This window comes from Vibrio sp. 1-2 (7-a), from assembly GCF_013048515.1.
GTDB lineage: Bacteria > Pseudomonadota > Gammaproteobacteria > Enterobacterales > Vibrionaceae > Vibrio > Vibrio diabolicus.
In genome coordinates, this window is sequence record NZ_VHSQ01000008.1 from 14,469 (window position 1) to 36,767 (window position 22,299).

The following is a 22,299-nucleotide window of genomic DNA, read 5'->3' on the forward strand; positions in this document are numbered from 1 at the left end:
CACTATGACTACGGAATCTTAGTGACACTATGATAACAATGAAAATCGGTGTCTGACCAACTCAGCGTATACTAACGAGATGGAAGAGGGATGAACAGAGTTTTCTGATGTTATTTGGGTATAAGCTAATACCTAAATAATTTTAGCGTTGAGGCAAGCGAAAACTGGAGAAACAGGTAAAGAGAGTCATGAGACAAGGAAGCTTGAGCCAATCCGATTATTTGTTAGGGAAGAAATAGAGCATTCTTCCCCACATAATTTGCACCGTGTTATGCGCTTGCATAAATAACACTGCCGCCTTTTATGGTGTCAATGATCTCACGAGACAACTTCTTTGGCAGTGCAGGGCAACCCCAACTGCGCCCAAGGTAACCATTCTTCTTGATAAAAGAAGGGTTAGCATAGTCGGCACCGTGCACAACGATATAACGCTCGCGAGCTTTATCGTTCAACCCTGAGCTTAGACCATCTAATCGAAGTGAATAACCATTTGATCCGTAGTAGGTGGTGTCAGTCAAAAACGTACCCAGCGATGTTTTACGCGAGTTCACCACATTTGAAAACTGCGTCGCTGTTTTCTTTCCACTGTTCACACCGTGAGAAACATAAGTATTGTAGATAAGCTTCTTTTTATCTAAATCAACCACATAAAAGCGTTTTTCAGTCGATGGTTTACTATAGTCGATGATGGTTAGTACTGATTTCTTTCTATCGGGTGTTTTTTTGTACGCGATGTAAGCGTCACGAAACAATTTAAAGTCTACTACGCCATCTAACTTTGCTTGTTTGAACACTTGTTCAATTTGATTCTGTGGTATGTGACTTTTGACTTCGTTATCTGCTTGTTTTGCAAAGGCAAAAGGAGAGGCAGACAGAAATGTCCATATAAATAATAAAATTAAATTTTTCATCTTGGCTAAATAAAACTCTATGGTGTTACAAATTTACCGATTGCTTCATGCATTCGTTAAAACAACATGCACATCAATATAATTCTATTCCCAATGTTTCTTATTGTACGCTTAGGTACTTAATATTGGGTTAACGATAAGTTTTCAAGTTAAAAACTAACTGTTTGAAACTAAAATAAATTATGAAGTTAATCGATTGTTTCGATAAACTTCGGCATAAATAATATCTGATATGCGTAATTAATAAAACTGTGTTTAAGGATATTTGTGAGATGGCGAATTTATAAAAACGACGTTTTATTTTTTCTAGATTAGAAACTCTTTTTATTTCAATGTGTTTGTCTTTTGTGCGTCTATTCAGCCTGCGTTTAGATTTGTGATTTGACTCGTAACAAATCGTAACGTCAACTCGTTATGTGTGTTAGTGCATTTTAAGTGAGTGGGTAAACAACAAGATGGATAAGAAAGGTAGAGAAATACCGAGAAGAAGGGCATTTCCTGTTCACAAGTGATAAAGCTAAGTCTAAGTGGAGCCGACAAATGAGCTTCTACACGAATCATCTAAGCCGGTGATCAGCAGTACAAAAGTAAGTTTTGTCAGCTTTTACTTATTTCCTCATGTTTTCAATTAAATACATAAAAGTCTGAACTAAACTTACCAGAAATTAATTCTATCGTTTTGATTAAATATTTAAATAACTGAGAGCTTTCATCGAAAAATAATGCCAAAAATTAACGTACGAACTTATGTGGTTGCTTATATTATTGAAACTAGGGGTAAAGTCTTGTTTCTATATTATATAAGTACAGCAGCCACATACATGGCTTTTGTACTTAATCTTTAATAAGATGTCCCTTGAACAGTAATTGAACCAACTATGGAACCATCGAAGCGGCTATCGTCATTTGCGGATTGCCACCACAAATTCAGTTGTTTCTTACTCATTGGCTTACCAAATAAATAGCCTTGCATATAGTCACAGCGGTAGGACGATAACCATTCATGCATCACATTGTGCTCAATACCTTCTGCGGTGACCGTTTTATTTTGAGCGTGGCATAGATCGATGATGGGTTTGATCACATGACCGTTGTTGGTTTTCATCAATGTAACGAGGAACTCTCGGTCAAACTTGATCTTTTGAACTGGATATTGAACAAGTTGAGTCAGCGATGTATAGCCAGAGCCAAAGTCATCAATGGCGAGACGATAGCCACGCTTCGACAGCTCATCAAGTAATGCTGTACCTTGTTGTTCTGCGGCAAAGGTTTCTGTTATCTCTAACTCAATACATTCTGGTTTCACACCGTTTTTGCTTGCTTGGTCATGAATATAATTCGCCATTTCGATGGAGTTAAGCTCTGCTGAAGAGAGGTTGATCGAAAGGACAATGTCTTTGCCAAAAATATTTCTTAATTGGTGATATTCTGCAGTTGCATTGGCGAAAACCCAGCGATCAATTTTATCAAATAAGCCCGCCTGTTCCGCGATTGGGATAAACTCTTTCGGAGGCACGGGACCAATGCCTTCCGCTTCCCAGCGCAATAATACCTCTAATCCTTCAATCTCGTTGTCCCGATTATTCATATAGGGTTGAAAAACGAGATGGAACTCTTCTTCCACGTTGCTTTTTCTGAGCGCTCGCTCAAGCTGACTGCGTCTTTGAGACTCAACATTGAGAGCTGCTGAGTAATAAGCGTACTGGTTTTTCCCGGCTCGTTTGGCTTGATACATTGCCGCATCGGCACTGGAGAGTAATTTCGCGACGTCTGTACCGTCTTGAGGGTACTGAGCGATACCTACGCTCGCAGTCACGGGGAATGAATTGCTCCAAGATGGACTGAGATTGCTAATCGGTTTTAGCAACTCTGAAGCCAGCAAGTCGGGTAGGCGTTGTGCATCCTGATTTGAACTCAATAAAATAGCAAATTCGTCACCAGACAATCTTGCTGCAAAACAGGGACTATCGTAGTCGTGCGAGAATTTTTGACAGACATTTTTGATGTGTGATGAAAACACCTTTAATAAGTTGTCTCCCAGTTCATGCCCGTATTTGTCATTAACGTACTTGAAGTTATCGAGATCGACATAAATGACCCACAAATGCTGCGAAGGGGAGATGAGTTCACGAGTTGCAAGTTCATGGAAACGATGGCGATTAGCGAGTTGCGTTAGGTGATCCGTTTCAGCCAGGCGTTTTGTCTTCTTATATATGACGTTGAGCTCTTCATACATATCAAAAAAGCGTGAGGATAAGCGTCCTATTTCATCGTTTGTTTCTAGCTTTTCAATGTTGCCGCGTTGATTTGTTTCCAGCTCTTGTAGCTGTTTATCGAGGCGAGAAACGGGGTGTAATACATAACGATACAAAACCAAAACAATTAAGGTGATGGTACAAAACGCCGCCACACCAAAGGAAAGGGCCAGTTCTAGCCACACTTTATCGACTTTATTCCACATCAAATATTCAGCGGGGGAGAGTACCGCATAAAAGTGTGGCAATAGTTCAATCGTCTGAGCGAGAGGAATATCGAGATAAATAGGCTTGTCGGCAAAAGTTATCACGCTATGCGTGTCGAACTCGATTTCGTGCTTGATCTCATTGAAGGCTTCGAGCGATACCGATACCACCACGAAAAAGACATTTTGCGGATCAAAACTTAGAGGTTGTGTCCCTGTTCGTTTGTCGATCAGTTCGTATTGCAGAAGAATACTTTGCCCGCTGGAATTGTAAATAAAGCCAGTATGGTTAAACGCTTCTCTCGTACTAAAGCTTCGCGAGATGTAATCCAATACCTTAGGGTCGACTACACCTGAAGATTCGTAGTATTTATTTTCTGTGTAATAAAGAAGGTTTTGTTTCCCGTCGAGAATCGCCATGCTTGCATCGCCTGTATAGCCATGGCTTAACACATCTGCGGTTTCATCGAGTCGGTTAAATAACACGCGCTCACGATACGGATTGCTATGATTCACCAAGTAGTCTTGCAATACATCACTTTTGCTTAATGTGTATGCATAACTATTGAGGAATATGTTGGCTTGTCGGAACTGCCCTGCGAGCTTTTCCATTTGCAATTGGATATAGCTGTCTTCTCGCTTGATGAGCGTTACTTTTTGAATGCTGTAAATAATATAACTTGATACCAGCGCGCTTAATAAGATCACTGGCGCGACAAGCAAGATGACTCGATTGCTTAACTTCATTATGGCTTTTAGTTTCCGTTTGTGTCCCTACAAACGTCGCATACCATATAAGGTACTGAACGGATGATGTGTTTTGCAAATTGTAACCAGATTGTAAGGTGAGCGTTCTCCAAAATCAGACAACCATCCAAGAACTGTGATGATGTGTAAGGTTTCCATCTCATTAACTAGAGTGTTTCTCAGTAATGGGACATATCTCTTTTTCAACTGTCTTTAAAAACCTCACTTCAAGTGTAGATTAAGTCAGTCATCGAAACGTTTCGATGATAAAGTGTGACTCATGTACCTTTTTACTATTCGATGACCCGCTAATTACGGATCATTCTCACACCTTATCGATCTCACTCTGGTCAAATTACCACAACGAATTATTATTTCATCGAAACGTTTCGATGAGTTTTCTGTTAATAACGAAAACACTTTAAACAGGCTCTCATGGTTGTATGAACGTGTAACCGAAAGGTCGATGAGATGAAAAAAAGTACCCTAATTAACTCAGATATTTCTTACTTGGTGGCGACGCTAGGCCACACCGATGAGATCACGATATGTGACGCTGGCCTGCCAATCCCTGAGCATGTACAGCGAATTGATTTGGCGCTAACGCATGGCGTACCAAGTTTTCTTGATACTGTTCGCGTGATTCTATCTGAGTCGCAAATCGAAGGGGTCATCATTGCGGAAGAGTTTTCTGATGTAAGCCCTGTTTTGCATCAAGCATTGCTTAACGAACTGAGCAAAGAGAGCGAAGAAACGGGTAAATCTATCGAGATCAGCTACGTGTCACATGAAGCATTTAAAGCACGCACGGCACAAAGCCGCGCTGTCGTTCGAACTGGCGAATGCTCGCCATACGCGAACGTTATCTTTCAAGCGGGTGTGGTTTTTTAAGCCAGAGATATTGAGGACAGATTATGACTCAAGCCATTCTACAACTGAGCGACATTGAGAAAGCGTTCCCGGGCGTGAAAGCACTGGACAAAGCGAGCCTGAATGTTTACCCAGGCCGTGTCATGGCGCTCATGGGAGAAAATGGAGCAGGCAAGTCAACATTGATGAAGGTGCTGACTGGCATCTATCACATGGATGCGGGTAGCATCCAATATCAAGGCCAACCTGCCGCGTTTAAAGGGCCGCGTGACTCTCAGGAAGCGGGCATCAGCATCATTCACCAAGAATTGAACTTGATCCCTGAACTGACGATTGCTGAAAACATCTATCTAGGTCGTGAATTTACCGGCACGATGGGGCGTATTCAGTGGGGCAAGATGTATGAAGAAGCAGACAAGTTGCTTCAACGCCTTAACGTAAAGCACTCATCGAAAACGTTGCTTGGTGATTTGAGCCTAGGTGAACAGCAAATGGTGGAGATCGCGAAAGCGCTTTCGTTTGAATCGAAAGTCATCATTATGGATGAGCCAACCGACGCGCTGACCGATACCGAGACGGAGTCACTATTTAAAGTGATCAACGAGCTTCGAGAGCAGGACTGCGGCATCGTTTACATCTCACACCGTCTTAAAGAAATCTTTGAAATCTGTGACGACATTACCGTGCTTCGTGACGGTAAATTTATCGGTGAATGCAAAGTAGCAGACACTGATGAAGACGGCCTGATTGAAATGATGGTTGGTCGTAAGTTAGAAGAGCAATACCCACGTATTGATGTGCGACATGGCGAAACTTGCCTTGAAGTGATTGGCCTGACTGGATCTGGCGTTCACGATGTGAGCTTCACACTGAAACGCGGTGAGATTTTGGGTATTTCTGGTTTGATGGGGGCAGGCCGTACCGAACTGATGAAAGTGATTTACGGCGCGTTGCCAAGTGAGCATGGTGTTATCAACCTCGATAACAAAACCATTAATCCGGTTAGCCCACAAGATGGCTTAGCAAATGGCATCGCTTATATCTCAGAAGACCGCAAAGGCGATGGCTTGGTGTTAGGTCTCTCGGTTAAGGAGAATATGTCACTTTGTTCACTCAATCAGTTGACTAAAGGCTTCCAAATCCAACATAGCGATGAAGTGATTGCCGTGGAAGATTTTATCAAGCTATTTAATATCAAAACCCCTACGCGCGACCAAATCATTGGTAACTTATCCGGCGGTAACCAGCAAAAAGTGGCGATCGCGAAAGGGTTAATGACCAAACCTAAAGTTCTGATTCTCGATGAGCCAACACGTGGCGTCGATGTCGGTGCGAAAAAAGAAATTTATCAACTCATCAACAAGTTCAAAGCCGAAGGCATGAGCATCATCTTGGTGTCTTCCGAGATGCCAGAAGTGCTCGGTATGAGTGACCGCATTCTGGTTATGCATGAAGGTCGTATTACTGGCGAATTCGATGCGAAAGACGCCGATCAAGAAAAATTACTCGCCTGTGCCGTAGGCAAAAAGATCAATGAGGAAGCAGCATGAGTACTAATACCATGAGCAAACCAACCGAAGCTAGCAACAAGAAGTTGTTCACAAAAGAGTGGTTGATTGAGCAAAAATCACTGATAGCACTGATTTTTTTGATTGTTGTTGTGTCATTTTTGAACCCGAACTTCTTTACGGTCGACAACATTCTCAACATTCTTCGTCAAACCTCAGTGAATGCCATTATCGCGGTAGGTATGACACTGGTTATTTTAACCGCAGGCATCGACTTGAGTGTTGGTTCCGTACTGGCGCTATGTGGTGCCTTTGCGGCAAGCATGATTGCGCTTGAAGTCCCGGTGCTGGTGGCGGTTCCGACTGCTTTAGTCGCAGGTGCAGCGTTAGGTGCAATTAGCGGCATCATCATTGCTAAGGGCAAAGTACAGGCCTTTATCGCTACGCTGGTTACCATGACGTTACTACGCGGTGTGACTATGGTGTACACCGAAGGTCGTCCAATCTCGACAGGTTTTACTGACACAGCTGATGCGTTTGCATGGTTTGGTACCGGCTACGCGCTAGGTATTCCAGTACCTGTTTGGTTAATGGTGGTTGTATTCGCTGCGGCTTGGTACCTACTTAACCACACTCGCTTTGGTCGCTATGTTTACGCACTAGGTGGCAACGAATCAGCGACTCGTCTATCTGGTATCAATGTAGACCGAGTGAAGATTGGTGTATACGCAATCTGCGGTATGCTGGCAGCGCTTGCAGGTATTATCGTAACTTCTCGTCTATCTTCCGCTCAGCCAACTGCAGGTATGGGTTATGAGTTAGATGCGATTGCTGCAGTTGTACTTGGCGGTACCAGCTTGATGGGCGGTAAAGGCCGTATCATGGGTACCTTGATTGGTGCGCTGATCATCGGTTTCTTGAACAATGCTCTTAACCTACTTGATGTTTCTTCTTACTACCAAATGATTGCCAAAGCAGTGGTTATCTTGCTCGCAGTACTGGTAGACAACAAAAACAAATAATCCATAACCATTAAATCCTGAATACAAACCGAGCCAGTGGGCGTGTGCTGGCTCACCCTACACAAAGGACTAGAACGATGAAAAAACTTGCAACTCTTATTTCTGCTGCACTTCTTTCTTCCACTGTATCAGTAGCGGCACAAGCCCAAGATACGATGGCGATTGTGGTTTCGACGCTAAACAACCCGTTCTTCGTAACGATGAAAGACGGTGCGGAAGCTAAAGCGAAAGAATTGGGGTACGACTTAATTGTACTGGACTCGCAAAATGACCCGAGCAAAGAACTGTCGAACATCGAGGATTTAAGTATTCGCGGCGTAAAAGCTATTCTTATCAACCCAACGGATTCTGATGCTGTGTCTAATGCGATTCGTATGGCGAACCGTTCTAAGATCCCTGTATTGACACTAGACCGTGGCGCAAGCCGTGGTGAAGTCGTGAGTCACATCGCGTCCGACAACGTGATCGGTGGTGAAATGGCAGGCCACTACATCATGGAAAAAGTTGGCGAAAAAGCAAAAGTAATTCAGCTTGAAGGTATTGCGGGCACATCGGCGGCGCGCGAGCGTGGTGAAGGTTTCATGAATGCCGTGAAGGGGAGCGATATGGATCTTCTTGCCAGCCAGCCAGCAGACTTTGACCGTACTAAAGGCCTAAACGTGATGGAAAACCTACTCGCGGCTAACCCTGATGTGCAAGCGGTGTTCGCACAGAATGATGAAATGGCGCTAGGGGCACTTCGCGCCGTTCAAGCTTCTGGCAAAGACGTCGTTATCGTTGGTTTTGATGGCACGGAAGACGGCATTGCCGCAGTTAACCGTGGCAAACTAGCAGCAACCATCGCGCAGCAGCCAGATCTTATCGGTGCTTTGGGTGTTGAAACGGCTGACAAAGTCTTGAAAGGTGAAAAAGTAGAAGCATACATTCCGGTACCACTAAAAGTAGTGACTAAATAAGTTTGACGTTCAATAAAGCGTCCTAATTTTTGCTCTCTCCTCCGTTTATATCTGTCGTTTAGGAGGAGAGGGCAAACATACCAAAGAGACTTAAAAATGCAGGGTATAGATGCCTTTGACTTTTTATCGTGACTCCTTCGTTAGGAAGAGAAGTTAAAGTCATCTAATGTATTTTCCAAAATAGTTTTTCAAAAAAAGGGTTCATTCAGAACCGAGGATAACCGTATGAATAAGTTAGTGGTGTTAGGTAGTGTAAACGCTGACCATGTTCTTCAAGTGCCTTCTTTCCCTCGCCCTGGCGAAACGCTACATGGTCGCAACTATCAAGTTATCCCAGGTGGCAAAGGTGCCAACCAAGCTGTTGCTGCAGCTCGACTCAAGGCTGATATTGGCTTTATTGCTTGTGTAGGCGATGACTCGTTCGGCATCAATATTCGTGAAAACTTCAATATGGACGGCATCGACATCACAGGTGTGAAGATGCAACCAAACTGCCCAACTGGCATTGCGATGATTCAAGTGTCGGATAGTGGTGAAAACAGCATTTGTATTTCAGCAGAAGCGAATGCCAAATTGACAGCAGAAGCGATTGAGCCAGATTTAGATCGCATTCGCCAAGCGGATTACCTGCTGATGCAATTGGAAACGCCGATGTGCGGCATTGAGAAAGCCGCGCGAGTGGCGAAAGATGCAAAAACTAACGTCATTTTAAACCCTGCCCCTGCTCGTGAACTGTCAGACGAACTGCTTGCTTGTATTGATGTCATTACACCAAATGAAACCGAAGCTGAAGTGTTGACGGGAGTAACGGTAACGGATAATGACAGCGCGCAAGAAGCGGCGAATATGCTTCATAGCAAAGGTATCGAAATTGTCATGATCACTCTCGGTGCGAAGGGTGTTTGGTTAAGTCAAAATGGTAGAGGTGAGCTCATCCCGGGGTTCCGTGTTGACGCGACTGATACCACCGCAGCAGGGGATACGTTTAATGGGGCATTCGTCACTGGCCTGTTAGAGGATTTACCTTTAGAATCAGCGATTAAGTTTGCACATGCGGCGGCTGCAATTTCTGTGACCCGCTTTGGCGCGCAGACGTCGATCCCAACTCGCGAAGAGGTGGACGCGTTTCTCGCAGCACAATAGGGCTTAAACGCCTCATCAATTAGGAGTAATAACATGGCGACGATGAAAGACATCGCAAAACTGGCAGGGGTTTCCACTTCAACAGTGAGCCATGTTATTAACAAGACGCGTTTTGTGAGTGAAGAGATCTCCGAACGCGTCAATAATGCCGCAAAAGAACTCAACTACTATGCGCCATCAGCTTTGGCGCGTAGCCTCAAAGTCAATCGTACCAAAACCATTGGTATGCTAGTGACAACTTCAACCAACCCATTCTTTGGCGAAGTCGTAAAAGGCGTCGAACGCAGTTGCTATCACAAAGGCTATAGTCTCATTCTATGTAACACAGAAGGTGATAATGAACGCATGCGCCAATCCATTAATACGCTTTTGCAAAAGCGTGTCGATGGTTTGATCTTGATGTGCTCCTCGCTAGAAGGGGAGCGTATCGATGTATTTGAGCGTTATCCTGATATCCCTGTCGTGGTGATGGATTGGGGGCCGATGCTGTTTACGAGCGACAAAATTCAAGATAACTCGCTTCGTGGCGGTTACCTAGCGGCGAAATACCTGATTGATTGCGGCCACACAGAAATAGGATGTATCACCGGCCCTTTGATTAAACACCAAGCACAAATGCGATACGAAGGTTACAAACGTGCGATGAACGAAGCTGGCTTGGAATTTAATGCCAACTGGATCATTGAATCGGACTTCGAATGTGAAGGCGGATACCAAGCATTTATGAAAATGGCGCAGCGAGGCACCTTACCCAGCTCGATTTTCGTTTCCAATGATATGATGGCGATGGGTGTGATTAACGCCGCAAATGAGCTCAATATTAAAGTCCCGGAACAGATTTCAATCATCGGTTACGATGACATACATATCGCGAAGTTCATGTCGCCATCACTCACCACAATTCACCAGCCTAAATACCGTCTTGGGCAAGCTGCCGTGGAAACGCTTGTCCGAAAACTGGATGATAAATCAACAGAAGCGCAAGTCGTGCAATTAGAACCTACCTTAGTTGAACGAAAAAGTGTCAAGATATTAAAGTCAAGCAGCACTAGATGACCTGTGATGTTGAGCTAAAAAATCAAAAAAGTCGTTTCTCTTTATACTATAAAGCCTTACTATCACCATTGATTATAAATAAAAATATTAATTGTTGTCTGGCGGATTAGTTAAATGTTATCAAAAGGTTACGCTAAGTTCTCCGTAAAGCATCCTTGGTTTCACCGAGTTAATGTTATTGCGGTCATACTGATTTTTTTTGTGAGCTGTTATCAGCTCTTGGTGAATGAAGCATTCGAGTACGCAATTGGGTTTGTTATTACACTGTTGGCGTCAGCTTTATTTGCATCAGCTTCCGCATTCAAAAAGCGCTATTTAGGTTTGGATTCTTAGGCGTGTTAATTTCCAAGCGGTTCAATTGAGTCATTTATTGCTTTCAAGCAAATATTGAACTGAATTATGATCGAGTGCATCAAGAGGGGGACAAATGTCCTCCTTTTTGTTAGGTGTCACGCCCTAATATAGGCATATTCCCAAACAAAATAATAAAGGACATCGACATGGACCTACTTGCCTTACTCGATATAAACAACACCCTGGTTAACATTCCAATTGGCGGCGGTTACGCAATGAGTTGGATCGAAGCTTTCGGTACGGTTTTTGGATTGCTTTGCATTTGGTTTGCTAGCCAAGAAAAAACCATCAACTACTTATTCGGTTTGCTGAATGTCACTCTTTTTGCCGTTATCTTTTTCCAAATTCAGTTATACGGATTATTACTTCTTCAACTGTTTTTCTTCTGTGCGAACATTTACGGTTGGTATGCGTGGACTCGTCCAAACGCGGAAGGTGAAACGCTGGAAGTACGCTGGTTAAACAAACAGAAACTCATCGCCACTGCTTCTATTAGCGTTGTGTCTATCGCGTTGTTAACCATCTACATCGACCCTTTTTTCTTTGCATTAGCAAACATTGCTGTTGATAGCTTGAATCTCTTTGGTGCAGGTTTGGCTGATCCGGTACTTGAACCTGATGCGTTCCCGTTTTGGGATGCAACCATGACAGTACTTTCTGTTGTTGCACAAATTCTGATGACACGTAAATATGTGGAAAACTGGATTCTTTGGGTTGTGATTAACATCATCAGTGTTGGCATCTACGCGACACAGGGTGTTTATGCGATGTCCGTTCAGTATGCGATTTTGATGTTCATTGCTGCCAATGGTACGCGTGAATGGGCCCGTAGCGCCAAGCGCAATGGCGATAAAACCTTAGCTCAAGCTGCAGCTTAAGGAACGAAAAATGGCGAAACAACCTCATATTGGTGTTGATGAAACACAAGTCGCTCCTCTCGTCATTGTATGTGGTGAGCCAGACCGAGCTAATCGTATTGCCGCATTATTGGATGATGCAGAAATGATCTCGGAAAATCGCGAGTACCGTGTTTTTACTGGCAAATACAAAGACCAGCCTGTTTCAGTATGCAGCACAGGCATCGGCGCCCCATCGATGATCATCGCAGTTGAAGAGCTAAAACAGTGCGGTGTCACTCATGTAGTACGTGTTGGATCGGCCGGTGCGATGCAATCAGGCATTCAGCTTGGCGAGCTAATCATTGCCGAAGGTGCGGTAAGAGATGAAGGCGGCTCCAAAGCGTATGTGGATTCGGCTTATCCGGCGTACGCAAGCTTTTCCTTATTAAAGGAAGTTGAGCGTTACCTGTCAGTACAAGAGGCGCGTTATCATTTCGGTGTGGTACGTTCTCACGACAGTTTCTATACCGATGACGAAGATGCGATATGCCAATACTGGAACAAGAAGGGCGTCTTAGGTGCCGATATGGAAACCTCAGCTCTGTTTGCCGTTGGCCGATTACGTGGCCTTCATGTGGCTTCGATCTTAAATAACGTCGTTTTGTATCAACAAGATGTGAAAGAAGGGGTTGGCCAGTACGTTGATGAAGCGAAAGTAATGATGCAAGGTGAGAAGCTTGCTGCAATGACGGCGTTAGAAGCGCTGATTGCTCAGAGATAGTCCGTACTAACTTCAGTAACTCTTATAAATCAATGAATGTAAAGCGACAGGCCACTGTCGCTTTTTTATTTGGTGTTACGGGGTACAATCCACCTGAGATAGTTATCAGTAACTTTTCTGAGAGAGCAGAGAATGAAAATCAGCCCGTATCCAACTGGCCGCTTCAAAACATACCTTGAAAAAAAGAGCGTTGCCTTTCGTGAGATGATCTATCAGTGTCAAATTAGTACGCGTTACTTTGATGCAGGGGAAGAAATTCTCCGTCAAGGTGAGCAACTTCAGTACTTATATGTTGTGCCGGTAGGTCGAGTTTCAATGAGCATATTGGCCGCGAATGGGCGACGCTTTCAATTAGGAGAGGCAAACTGCGACTACCATATCTATGGTGAAATGGAGTACTTCACTCAGACTCCTTGCCAATGGAACGTGATTGCAGACGAGCACATGCAGGTTGATGTCATCTGCATCCAAAAACTAACTGAAGCGCTACAAAAGCATCCAGAAATGATGGTGTTCTTTGCTTCAGCGTTGGCCGAAGATTATCAAGATTCTATGGATATCTATACCAATCGGTTATTGCATCCCATTACTTATAATATTGCGTATGATCTTTTCGTCCGTAATCAAACCAACACATTGCTCGGTGGCTTTGACAAAGTGAATCAAGAAGCTGAGCGATTTGGTACTTCTGGTCGTGTTTATCGACGTGCAGTTAAAGATTTGATTGAAAAGGGATTGATTGCAAAAACGGAAAACGGGTTGGAGATTATTGATGAGCTTGCACTCAAAGCATTTATCGAAGCGCATGAATGATACACCTAGATATTACAATGAATGGTTTTTATAAGTCTTTGATATAGTTGGAGCTCGAATAAACGTAACTAATGTAAAGTACCTTAAATTTTGTTGAATGCAGTAAAGAGTAACGTTATATTGCGAACGCGCATGATAATAGATCTCATTAAGGCTTAACAAAATGAAAAAATTCGTCGGTGCGGCTATGCTGTCGCTATTTACTGTTTCTCCTTCTTTCGCTGCTAAGGTTGTGATTGACCATTACATGGGGCAAACCGAGCTAGAACAATCACCAGAACGTGTGGTTGTGATTGGCTTTGGTCCGCTAGATGCGCTGGACAACTTTGGCATCGATCCTGTTGCAGTTTCTAACTCTTCTAATCTGCCTAGCTACCTTTCAAAGTACAGCAAAGATAACTACACCTCTGCGGGTAGTTTGTTTGAACCTGACTTTGAAACCATTTACATGCAAAAACCGGATTTGATATTGGTTGGTCCGCGAGCGTCTGCGAAATATGAAGAGCTGAGTGAAATTGCTCCTACGGTCGTTTTTGCTGCGAAAGAGAATCAAGGTTACTGGGAAGGTACGCAAGCACAGTGGCGCAATATTGGTAAAATCTTCAATATCGAAGAAAAAGTAGAGCAGAAAATTGAAGCGCTAGATGCTCAATTCAAAGCAATCCGTGACTACAACCAATCAAATAACAATGATGCGTTAACGATTTTAAGCATGGGTGACAACATCAGTGCGTTTGGTGCTCAATCACGATTTGGTGTGATTTATAACGATTTCGGTTTCTTGGAAACGGTTGAACACGTGAAAACAGGCACTCACGGAGATGTTATTTCTTATGAATTTATTCGTGAAGCTAACCCAAAAAATATACTCGTAGTTGACCGCAATTCGCTAAAAGGCACGCCAGATAACGATATTCGTAAGTCCATGGATAACGACTTAGTCAAAGCAACCGCCGCATATAAGAATCACAAAATCACTTATTTAGATGTGGACGCGTGGTACTTGTCGATGTCTGGTGTGACTGCAACAGAAAAAATGGTCAGTGAGATCAAGCAAACCGTTGAACTGTAATCCAAGATAGCAGAGGTTAACTTTGAAAAAGTTATTGCTAACCCTTGTGGTTTTAAGCACGGTTTCGTTATTTGTTGGGGTGGCAAACATGACGCCCCAACAGTTATTTTCGGGTGATGAGAAAGCGTTAGAGCTTTTCTTTACCAGCCGTATACCACGTTTATTCGCCATACTGCTTGCTGGTGCAGGCTTAAGTATTGCAGGCCTTATTATGCAGCAAATCAGTCAGAACCGATTTGCTGCACCTTCTACAACCGGTACGATCGAATGTGCCATGCTGGGCTACGTATTGAGCGTGGTTTTCTTTGGAAACGACAATCACCTATGGCTTGTCTTTGGTATCTCGGTGTTCGGGACGCTAGCATTTATTTTCTTTATTCAACGCATTCAATTTAAGAGTGTGGTCTTTGTGCCACTTGTCGGAATTATTTTCGGCAATGTCATCCAATCCATGACTACATTTATTGCTTACAAATACGATGCGTTACAAAGTCTAAACGCTTGGACGGTAGCGAATTTTGCCAACATCTTACGTGGTGACTTTGAGCTACTGTACATCGCGGTACCAATGGCTATTCTCAGCTATCTTTTTGCCGCACGGATTTCAGCCGTGGGTATCGGAAAAGATTTCGCGGTTAACTTGGGGTTAAATTATCAGCAGGTTGTCACGATTGGCGTGCTGTTGGTGTCCATCATGTCGGCAAGTGTCGTGATGATTGTGGGGCAGCTGCCATTCCTTGGCCTGATTGTGCCGAACCTCGTTAGTCACTTTTATGGTGATAACCTCAAAAAGAACATTCCGCTTACGGCCATGTATGGGGCGACTTTAGTGCTGTGTTGCGACTTGGTGAGTCGTTTGATTATCTTCCCTCATGAAATGCCAATCTCTATCGTGATCAGCATATTGGGTGGTGTGGTATTCATCGCGATGTTGTTGCGAGGTAAGCCACATGCGTGATTCAACGAAAATCCTACTGCTAGGTGGCATTGCGGTACTTTTTGCATGTTTGTTTATTGGTATTGGGCTAACGGCTGACAACTACCAGTATTTTTTATCTCGTAGAGTTCCTAAAGTATTGGCGATAGTGCTAGCGGGTGTGGCTATTGCTCAGTCTTCACTTGTATTTCAAACCATTACGCACAACCGAATTTTAACGCCAAGTATCATGGGGTTTGATGCGTTGTATGTATTGACGCAAATTTTGATCGTGCTGATTTTTGGTGGTTTGAGTACTTTAGTTCTTAACTTGTACGTCAATTTCGCGATTGCCGTAATTGTAATGGTGTCGTTTTCGTTATTGTTGTTTGGTTTTTACTTTTCTAAAGGAAGCAAGAACTTAATTACGTTGCTATTGGTCGGCTTGATCTTTGGTCAGCTATTTTCCAATGCGGCGTCATTTTTCTCTTTGCTGATGGACCCCAATACGTTTGCAATCGTTCAATCGAAACTTTACGCCAGCTTTAATAATGTCAAAGTGAATTTGGTTTACTTTAGTGCACCAGCTTTGATGTTTGCATGTTGGTTGCTATTTAGTATGCATCACACTTTAGATGTGTTTTGGCTCGACCAAGACAATGCGAAAAGTTTGGGCGTCGACGTACCTAAGGTGACGCGAAATGTATTCATTATCTCGGCGGTTCTGATTGCTATTTCTACGGCTCTAGTGGGACCAATCATGTTCTTTGGTTTGCTGGTGACCAACTTAAGCCGAGAAATGTTCCGAAGTTACCAACACAAAACGCTATTGGTTGGTTGTTCGTTTCTCTCCATCAGCTCGTTACTGGCTGGGCAATGGATTATCGAGAACGTGTTCAGTTTTGAGACGACGTTGAGTGTCGTTATTAACTTTATTGGTGGTGCGTATTTCTTATACCTACTACTGAAAAACAAAGTTGTATAAATATGATAGTGATAGACAAATTAACGAAGGCCTTCGGTTCAAATAAAGTGGTTGATGAGGCCAATACTCAGTTTGAAAAGGGCAAAGTGACGTCCATTATTGGCCCGAATGGCGCGGGAAAGAGCACGCTGTTATCTATGGCTTCGCGCTTAACGGAGCGGGATGGTGGTAGTGTTATCATTGATTGCAAGGAAATTGCGGAATGGGACACTAAAGAGTTAGCGAAAAAGCTGGCGGTACTTCGTCAAGCCAACTCTATTACCATGCGATTTACCGTGAAGGAGTTGGTCTCTTTTGGCCGTTTCCCATACTCCAAAGGAAATCTGACCAAAGAAGATCATGCGGTGATTGAACAAGCGATCGACTATCTAGATTTACAAGGTATACAAGACAAATATTTGGATGAATTAAGTGGTGGTCAGCGACAGCTTGCGTTTATTGCCATGGTGATTGCACAAGATACAGACTACGTTTTTCTTGATGAACCACTTAACAATCTAGATATCAAACACTCTCTTCAGATCATGAAAGTCGTGCAGCGGTTAGCTCATGACATGAACAAAGCCATGGTGGTGGTAATTCATGATATTAATTTCGCAGCGTGCTACTCGGATGTCATATTGGCGCTTAAGCAAGGCAAAGTTGTGGCAAGTGGTGCGGTGGAAGAGGTGATTCAGGCGTCTACGCTAGAGGATATCTACGAAACGCCGTTTAATATTATCGAATTAAACGGCAAGCGCATGTGTACTTACCACTAATCCAACCTCAGGGCTTAATGAAAGCGATTCCTCAATGAGGATAGATAGGCGAGTTTACTTGGTGAGCTCGTCTATGATTGGGCATCGGCTTTCAGCGTCTCCCGGACAAGAAGAAACCCAACCCTCAAGTTGCGTTTTGATCTCCATGAGGTGCGCGATTTTTTCTTCAACCTCTCTCAGCTTATCCATGGTTCTTGCTTTTACTTCGCTGCTTTTTCGGTTGGGATTATGGGCAAGTTGCACAAACTCTTTGCATTCTTGCAATGAAAAGCCTGCGTTTTTTGCGCGTGATACTAAGTTAAGCTCTTGAATATGATTATCTGAATATTCGCGATAGCCAGAGTCACTGCGCGCTGGTGGAGATATGATCCCTTTGTCTTCATACAATCGAATCGACTTAGATGAAAGCCCAGTAAGCTTTGCGACAGCACCAATATTCATGTTTAACCTCCATAACGTTTAAGGCGAGTATATACCGATGTTGTGGATAAGACACTCCTAAATAACAGTCAGTTACCTGGGGCCTCCCTACTCTTTTATCACTTCATGCGGTGGTACACCAAATGCCTTTTTGAAAGCGCAGGTGAAGTTGGAAGGGTGGTGGTATCCGGCTTCATAAGCAGCTTCTGTGATCGTCACTAGGCCACGTTCCAAGTGTTGCCTCGCAATCTCAAGGCGACGAAAGCGAATATAACCATTTACGGTCATATTGAGTGATTGTTTAAATCGGCGCTGCAGGTTTGAAACGCTCATTGAAAACACGCTTGCCAACTTTTCTAAGCCTAGTTCTTGCTCAAGGTGAGTTTCTATATAGCTAACAATATCCTCTATTCGACCATCTGTGTGCCGTTCAAGGTTATTTTTATTAGCACTGAAGTGCTTGGGGATTTGTTCAGTCGCTTGATGCAAAATTTGATAGATCAAGTTTTCAACTTCCAACTTATCTTGGAATTCTTGTGGTGTTTCTCGGCTTGTCAGCGTTTCAGCCAGTTCGCATAACGCCTGGTTAAGCTCTAGAGGATGAAACGCCTGATGAGAGTTAAAAAAGGACCAATGACGACAGGTTTGGTCAAGGCGAGCCTCTAGCCACTGGGGCTTAACCAATATGTTGATCTTATTAATGAGGTTATCTTTGAGCAGTGAACGACGAAAGTTTGCAGGTTTGAGTAGGTTCACCACGACACCTTTAGGGCCGTCGCCTGCGTCTAAATCAAATTGCAAATCGTCGTAGCCAAACGAGAGCTTACCTTCTAAAAGAATAGTGACCAACAGTGAGGCGTGTGCAGTAGAAACAATATGTGAATCAACAAGCTCTAGGCAGCGTCCACCATGAACAAAGATTTGATCATTGTACTGATATGATAGGAATTTGCCTTCTGCCAGTTGAGTTTGACAAGGTTGACCTTGCGTGACGATCCACTGCTTTTCTGTGGCTTCCAGTTTTTGGGTTAAAGCGATCTTGGCAATTCTAGTTCGTTTTGGTGTGACTTCCTGCATTTGACACTTCCTCATAACACTTGTGCGATTTCGCATAATCAAATCGCCTTTGTATTTATAAAACTCATGCTTATTATACCTGCGAATTATTATCATTAATATTTAGGAATGAAGTTATGGAAAGCCCTGCTTGTTCATCTATCAAGCTTTCAAGCCTTTGCCTTGCAGTGGGAATGGCGCTATCAAACCCTGTTTTAGCTCAAGATACCGAGTCACATTTTGAAGAAGTCGTTGTATGGGGAACAAAAGTTTCTAGCAATACTGAGTCGATGTTTGCGGACGACATGTCACTGAAGCAAGCGGATCATATGTCTGATTTACTGCGCGATATTCCCGGTGTGGATGTTGGTGGAACACACTCTGTGAATCAACGTATTACCATTCGTGGTTTGAGCGAAACCGATTTGGACATTCGTCTTGATGGTGCTTCTCAGCATGCGAGCATGTTCCATCACATTGGTAACTTGACGCTAAACCCTGACATTCTCAAATCTGCCGATATCCAGGTAGGTAATAACTCTGTGACTCAAAATGGCTTAGGCGGCTCGGTTTATTTTGAAACGAAAGACGCTCGCGATTTACTTCGTTACGATGAAACGTTTGGCGCTCGTGTTTATGGCGGTTATGCATCCAACGACAACCAACAAGGCTCGTTGACACTGTACGGGCTTTTGTCCGAAAACATTGATGCGATGGTTTATGGCCATTACGTTGCGCGCGATGACTTTGAAGATGGTGACGGCAACAAAACCTATGGCGCTGCGGGTGATGTTTACAACATTCTGGCTAAGTTGGGGTATGAACTAAACGACATCCATCGTTTTGAGCTCTCTTATGACATGTACCGAGACAGCGGTGATTACAGTCCGCGTCCTGATATGTCGGGTAGTGCGAACAATGGCTTATCGAGCAAGTTACTTATTCCTACGGATTATGACCGAGATACCGTTACCTTGAGTTACGAGCTGCGAGGCGAACAGCATCAAGGTAACGTCACACTTTATAATACCGAGACGGAAATTAAACGGGATGAGAGCGTTATGGCTCCTCGTTGGCCTTCGAACCGTTTATCGAAGAACACCGCTAAAAACCAAAACTTTGGTTTGAATGGTAAGTTCCAGTCGGATGTTATGTTAGGTGAGTTTGATAATCGAATCACCTATGGTTTCGACTACATGGATAAGACATCTTCAAGTTACTACGGTAGCCGTAAGTTCATGGATGAATCGGCCATTTCAACCGCATTGTTTGTAGAAGAGCAGTTCTTCTTCTCTGATGCTTTCTTTGTTACCGCTGGTATGCGTTTTGATGATTACAAACGTCAAGCTGAAACGGGGACGAGTAACTATGATGATGTGACCTGGGCCCTAGCAGCAGAATGGGCAGTCACTCAGGATTGGACGCTGTTTGCGAGCGCACGCTCTCTATTCAAAGGCCCTGAGCTGATGGAAACCTTTATTGCTTACCAAGACGTTGCATTTTTAGAGGATGGACTAAAGCCAGAAACGGGGTTGAACACACAGGGTGGTGTCCGTTTTGATAAAACCTTTGATAAGCATTTCTTTGGAGCGAATATTACGGCATTCCAAACGGAAATTGATGATTACATTGCAGACCAGTACCAAAACGTGACTCAAACTTACCTGATTTACAACTTAGGTGATGTCGAGATTAAAGGCTTTGAGGCAAGTGCTTCTTATGGCTACGACAAGTTTAACAGCAAACTTTCTTACTCTAAGTCGGACACCAAAAACAAGAATACTGGTGGCCCTGTTGCTGGGGGTAATGGGCGTAGCATTGATATGGGTGATAGTATTGCTCTAACTTTGGATTACCAGTCAGACGCTTTAGAAACGATCTTCGGGTGGAACTCAATGTTTGTTCTAGAGGAAGACAACGTCTTTGATGGTCAGCCAAAGAAAGCAAGTTATGATGTACATAATCTATATGCTCAATGGGTGCCGTCTAATATTGATGGACTGTCGGTGACCTTTGGTATTGATAATGTATTTGACGAGTTATACAGCTCTCATGCGTCTCGTTCGGGTACGGCACGTGGCTTCACGCTTGATGACTACGAGCCGGGTCGCAACTTCAAACTTTCTGCTGCTTATCAATTCTAATAGGGCTCCCGAGAGGGGGCGCTTCAAAACACGAGTAAATTCATGATTAAAGAAAGCACCCGAATAGATAGCGAACACGCTGACAAATACTTAGTGACACTTTGTCGGCATTTTGGACGAAAGGTTCCTGCTACTTGGAATGAAAACAGCGGTTTGGTGACATTCCCGACGGGAAAAGCGGAGTTTGCTCTTTGCGAGTCTAGCTTGACCATTATTTGTGAGGCAGATTCAGAAGAGAGATTGAGCACAGTGAAGGCGATAATCTCATCGCATGTAGACATGTTCTCTCGTAGAGAAACATTAGCACTTAACTGGGTTCGCTGAGCTATTGATGAATGTGCAGAAAATGAGAGCGCATTAAAAGCAAAAAGCCCGCGATCTTATCATTCGCGGGCTTTTATTGTTCGAATGCTATTGCTTTTTAGGCTCTAGATTCTAGGCTTTTTTTTTCCTGTTGCATTTTTGCTAGGAAGTAGATATTAACGCAAGCAATAAAGCCGTTAGTTAATACTACAGGCCAAGAATCAATCATTAGTCCGTAAGCAGTAAATAGCGCACAACCAATAAAGTTAAGGATACGAAGCTTAACAATATCTTTCATAGTTAGCGAAATTGCGACCATGATTGAAGCTGCATAACCTAAAATCTCAACCATATTCATGTCCATTTTTTGACCCTCTTAAAATCTGCCGAATTTTGTCGGTACCAATTCTTCTCATCTTGAGATTAATGAGGAAGCTCCATGCCTCGAATGGTCTTTTTTTGTTGTATGGACGCACTATATCAATGGAAAAACCGTGATAAAAGCCTCAAATCAAGGTTAAGAGAAGGTTAGCGATTACGCAAACGTTTAGGACGGGAATTACTGATAATTTTACTTATTGTGTTGATTGATAATAACGATGGTATTAATAGCTCTCACATCATTGAAAGTGGGGGAATATTTACATATGATTGAAAATGATAATTATTTTCAAGTGTGATGTTTATGTATTTTCTTATTAGCTTGCTCGTATTTTTTTTACTGTATATCAGGACAAAGCCGAATTCGTGGTGCTCGGGAATTCATATTGTGAGCCACATTTTCATGGTTATATTTTGTCCAACGATTTATGTCATTCAATATTTAATCGTCACGTTTTTCTCGTCACCAATATTGATTAAGTTGTCATCACGTTCAGGTGTATACAACATTCTTATTGCTTTTCTTCCATTATTGATTGCAACCGGTAGTTTGGCGTTTAGCTGAGCGTTTTCATCTATCTTCTTTTTTAAAACGACTACACTTATACGGAATAAGGTATCAATTTCATATGATTAATCGATATTGCGGCGTTAGGACATGTGTCACATTTCTGTGACTACTAGTAAGTTTTACTTACTTTGCTCATTAGTGCGCCATTTATCGATTGTTTAATGAGTTGATACTTAGTCTAATCGTCTAAAGGTGTGCAGTATGCCGCACTAAATCATTTCAAAACTATCTA

Annotated in this window: 20 protein-coding genes; 15 read left to right on the forward strand and 5 right to left on the reverse strand. The window is 43.1% G+C overall.

Features of this window, described 5'->3' with window-relative positions; all coding sequences use genetic code 11:
* Positions 1-269: 269 nt before the first annotated feature.
* Both FKN08_RS17500 and FKN08_RS17505 read right to left on the reverse strand, forming a co-directional pair.
* On the reverse strand, positions 270-911 hold the full coding sequence (locus FKN08_RS17500) for a murein L,D-transpeptidase catalytic domain family protein (protein ID WP_170892595.1): 642 nt from the start codon (positions 909-911) through the stop codon (positions 270-272).
* Between the two features lie 841 nt (positions 912-1,752).
* The gene (locus FKN08_RS17505; RefSeq protein ID WP_053807827.1) at positions 1,753-4,119 is read right to left on the reverse strand and encodes an EAL domain-containing protein; all 2,367 of its coding nucleotides are present in this window, start codon (positions 4,117-4,119) and stop codon (positions 1,753-1,755) included.
* Between the two features lie 471 nt (positions 4,120-4,590).
* Between FKN08_RS17505 and rbsD the strand changes: the two genes are divergently transcribed.
* The 13 genes from rbsD (at position 4,591) to vctC (ending at position 17,192) form a co-directional block, all read left to right on the forward strand.
* Positions 4,591-5,010 (forward strand): D-ribose pyranase, encoded by a 420-nt coding sequence (gene rbsD / locus FKN08_RS17510; protein ID WP_005397153.1) that lies wholly within the window; start codon positions 4,591-4,593, stop codon positions 5,008-5,010.
* A 23-nt stretch (positions 5,011-5,033) separates the two neighbouring features.
* Complete coding sequence (gene rbsA / locus FKN08_RS17515; protein WP_053807826.1) at positions 5,034-6,539, forward strand: ribose ABC transporter ATP-binding protein RbsA; 1,506 nt, start codon at positions 5,034-5,036, stop codon at positions 6,537-6,539.
* Complete coding sequence (gene rbsC / locus FKN08_RS17520; protein WP_006741011.1) at positions 6,536-7,519, forward strand: ribose ABC transporter permease; 984 nt, start codon at positions 6,536-6,538, stop codon at positions 7,517-7,519. Before rbsA ends, rbsC begins: the two co-directional genes overlap by 4 nt.
* A gap of 77 nt (positions 7,520-7,596) precedes the next feature.
* Positions 7,597-8,475: a ribose ABC transporter substrate-binding protein RbsB gene (rbsB, locus tag FKN08_RS17525; protein WP_006741010.1), complete on the forward strand. Its 879-nt coding sequence runs from the start codon at positions 7,597-7,599 to the stop codon at positions 8,473-8,475.
* Positions 8,476-8,700: 225 nt separating this feature from the next.
* On the forward strand, positions 8,701-9,618 hold the full coding sequence (rbsK, locus tag FKN08_RS17530; RefSeq protein WP_170892596.1) for a ribokinase: 918 nt from the start codon (positions 8,701-8,703) through the stop codon (positions 9,616-9,618).
* A gap of 33 nt (positions 9,619-9,651) precedes the next feature.
* Positions 9,652-10,674 carry a substrate-binding domain-containing protein gene (locus FKN08_RS17535; protein WP_005397164.1) on the forward strand — a complete coding sequence of 341 codons (1,023 nt, stop codon included), beginning with the start codon at positions 9,652-9,654 and terminating at the stop codon, positions 10,672-10,674.
* Positions 10,675-11,174: 500 nt separating this feature from the next.
* The gene (pnuC, locus tag FKN08_RS17540; protein ID WP_005397168.1) at positions 11,175-11,906 is read left to right on the forward strand and encodes a nicotinamide riboside transporter PnuC; all 732 of its coding nucleotides are present in this window, start codon (positions 11,175-11,177) and stop codon (positions 11,904-11,906) included.
* Positions 11,907-11,916: 10 nt separating this feature from the next.
* Complete coding sequence (locus FKN08_RS17545; protein ID WP_046875984.1) at positions 11,917-12,648, forward strand: nucleoside phosphorylase; 732 nt, start codon at positions 11,917-11,919, stop codon at positions 12,646-12,648.
* 132 nt (positions 12,649-12,780) lie between these two features.
* Positions 12,781-13,461, forward strand: coding sequence for a Crp/Fnr family transcriptional regulator (locus FKN08_RS17550; protein WP_006741007.1), 681 nt, complete (start codon positions 12,781-12,783; stop codon positions 13,459-13,461).
* 163 nt (positions 13,462-13,624) lie between these two features.
* Positions 13,625-14,533, forward strand: a complete 909-nt coding sequence (locus FKN08_RS17555; RefSeq protein ID WP_005397174.1) for a siderophore ABC transporter substrate-binding protein — start codon at positions 13,625-13,627, stop codon at positions 14,531-14,533.
* A gap of 22 nt (positions 14,534-14,555) precedes the next feature.
* Entirely contained in the window at positions 14,556-15,491 is a 936-nt protein-coding gene (vctD, locus tag FKN08_RS17560; RefSeq protein WP_170892597.1) for an iron chelate uptake ABC transporter permease subunit VctD, read from the forward strand.
* A complete protein-coding gene (gene vctG / locus FKN08_RS17565; protein WP_161442085.1) occupies positions 15,484-16,434 on the forward strand; it encodes an iron chelate uptake ABC transporter permease subunit VctG in 951 nt (316 codons plus the stop codon). Before vctD ends, vctG begins: the two co-directional genes overlap by 8 nt.
* 2 nt (positions 16,435-16,436) lie before the next feature.
* Positions 16,437-17,192, forward strand: coding sequence for an iron chelate ABC transporter ATP-binding protein VctC (gene vctC, locus FKN08_RS17570; RefSeq protein ID WP_005397181.1), 756 nt, complete (start codon positions 16,437-16,439; stop codon positions 17,190-17,192).
* Positions 17,193-17,246: 54 nt separating this feature from the next.
* Here the strand turns inward: vctC and cueR are convergent, their stop codons facing one another.
* Together cueR and FKN08_RS17580 are read right to left on the reverse strand one after the other, a co-directional pair.
* Entirely contained in the window at positions 17,247-17,633 is a 387-nt protein-coding gene (gene cueR / locus FKN08_RS17575) for a Cu(I)-responsive transcriptional regulator (protein ID WP_012842332.1), read from the reverse strand.
* Positions 17,634-17,720: 87 nt separating this feature from the next.
* Entirely contained in the window at positions 17,721-18,689 is a 969-nt protein-coding gene (locus FKN08_RS17580) for an AraC family transcriptional regulator (protein ID WP_170892598.1), read from the reverse strand.
* A 116-nt stretch (positions 18,690-18,805) separates the two neighbouring features.
* Between FKN08_RS17580 and FKN08_RS17585 the strand changes: the two genes are divergently transcribed.
* The gene (locus FKN08_RS17585; protein ID WP_170892599.1) at positions 18,806-20,812 is read left to right on the forward strand and encodes a TonB-dependent siderophore receptor; all 2,007 of its coding nucleotides are present in this window, start codon (positions 18,806-18,808) and stop codon (positions 20,810-20,812) included.
* Between the two features lie 42 nt (positions 20,813-20,854).
* Entirely contained in the window at positions 20,855-21,136 is a 282-nt protein-coding gene (locus FKN08_RS17590) for a DUF2218 domain-containing protein (RefSeq protein WP_006742780.1), read from the forward strand.
* A gap of 97 nt (positions 21,137-21,233) precedes the next feature.
* Here the strand turns inward: FKN08_RS17590 and FKN08_RS17595 are convergent, their stop codons facing one another.
* A complete protein-coding gene (locus FKN08_RS17595; RefSeq protein WP_005397186.1) occupies positions 21,234-21,479 on the reverse strand; it encodes a YgjV family protein in 246 nt (81 codons plus the stop codon).
* Positions 21,480-22,299 lie beyond the last annotated feature (820 nt).

Coding starts and splice junctions, on each gene's coding strand:
- FKN08_RS17500 (WP_170892595.1), bottom strand. CDS start 911: ATGAAAAATTTAATTTTATTATTTATATGGACATTTCTGTCTGCCTCT.
- FKN08_RS17505 (WP_053807827.1), bottom strand. CDS start 4,119: ATGAAGTTAAGCAATCGAGTCATCTTGCTTGTCGCGCCAGTGATCTTA.
- rbsD (WP_005397153.1), top strand. CDS start 4,591: ATGAAAAAAAGTACCCTAATTAACTCAGATATTTCTTACTTGGTGGCG.
- rbsA (WP_053807826.1), top strand. CDS start 5,034: ATGACTCAAGCCATTCTACAACTGAGCGACATTGAGAAAGCGTTCCCG.
- rbsC (WP_006741011.1), top strand. CDS start 6,536: ATGAGTACTAATACCATGAGCAAACCAACCGAAGCTAGCAACAAGAAG.
- rbsB (WP_006741010.1), top strand. CDS start 7,597: ATGAAAAAACTTGCAACTCTTATTTCTGCTGCACTTCTTTCTTCCACT.
- rbsK (WP_170892596.1), top strand. CDS start 8,701: ATGAATAAGTTAGTGGTGTTAGGTAGTGTAAACGCTGACCATGTTCTT.
- FKN08_RS17535 (WP_005397164.1), top strand. CDS start 9,652: ATGGCGACGATGAAAGACATCGCAAAACTGGCAGGGGTTTCCACTTCA.
- pnuC (WP_005397168.1), top strand. CDS start 11,175: ATGGACCTACTTGCCTTACTCGATATAAACAACACCCTGGTTAACATT.
- FKN08_RS17545 (WP_046875984.1), top strand. CDS start 11,917: ATGGCGAAACAACCTCATATTGGTGTTGATGAAACACAAGTCGCTCCT.
- FKN08_RS17550 (WP_006741007.1), top strand. CDS start 12,781: ATGAAAATCAGCCCGTATCCAACTGGCCGCTTCAAAACATACCTTGAA.
- FKN08_RS17555 (WP_005397174.1), top strand. CDS start 13,625: ATGAAAAAATTCGTCGGTGCGGCTATGCTGTCGCTATTTACTGTTTCT.
- vctG (WP_161442085.1), top strand. CDS start 15,484: ATGCGTGATTCAACGAAAATCCTACTGCTAGGTGGCATTGCGGTACTT.
- vctC (WP_005397181.1), top strand. CDS start 16,437: ATGATAGTGATAGACAAATTAACGAAGGCCTTCGGTTCAAATAAAGTG.
- cueR (WP_012842332.1), bottom strand. CDS start 17,633: ATGAATATTGGTGCTGTCGCAAAGCTTACTGGGCTTTCATCTAAGTCG.
- FKN08_RS17580 (WP_170892598.1), bottom strand. CDS start 18,689: ATGCAGGAAGTCACACCAAAACGAACTAGAATTGCCAAGATCGCTTTA.
- FKN08_RS17585 (WP_170892599.1), top strand. CDS start 18,806: ATGGAAAGCCCTGCTTGTTCATCTATCAAGCTTTCAAGCCTTTGCCTT.
- FKN08_RS17590 (WP_006742780.1), top strand. CDS start 20,855: ATGATTAAAGAAAGCACCCGAATAGATAGCGAACACGCTGACAAATAC.
- FKN08_RS17595 (WP_005397186.1), bottom strand. CDS start 21,479: ATGGACATGAATATGGTTGAGATTTTAGGTTATGCAGCTTCAATCATG.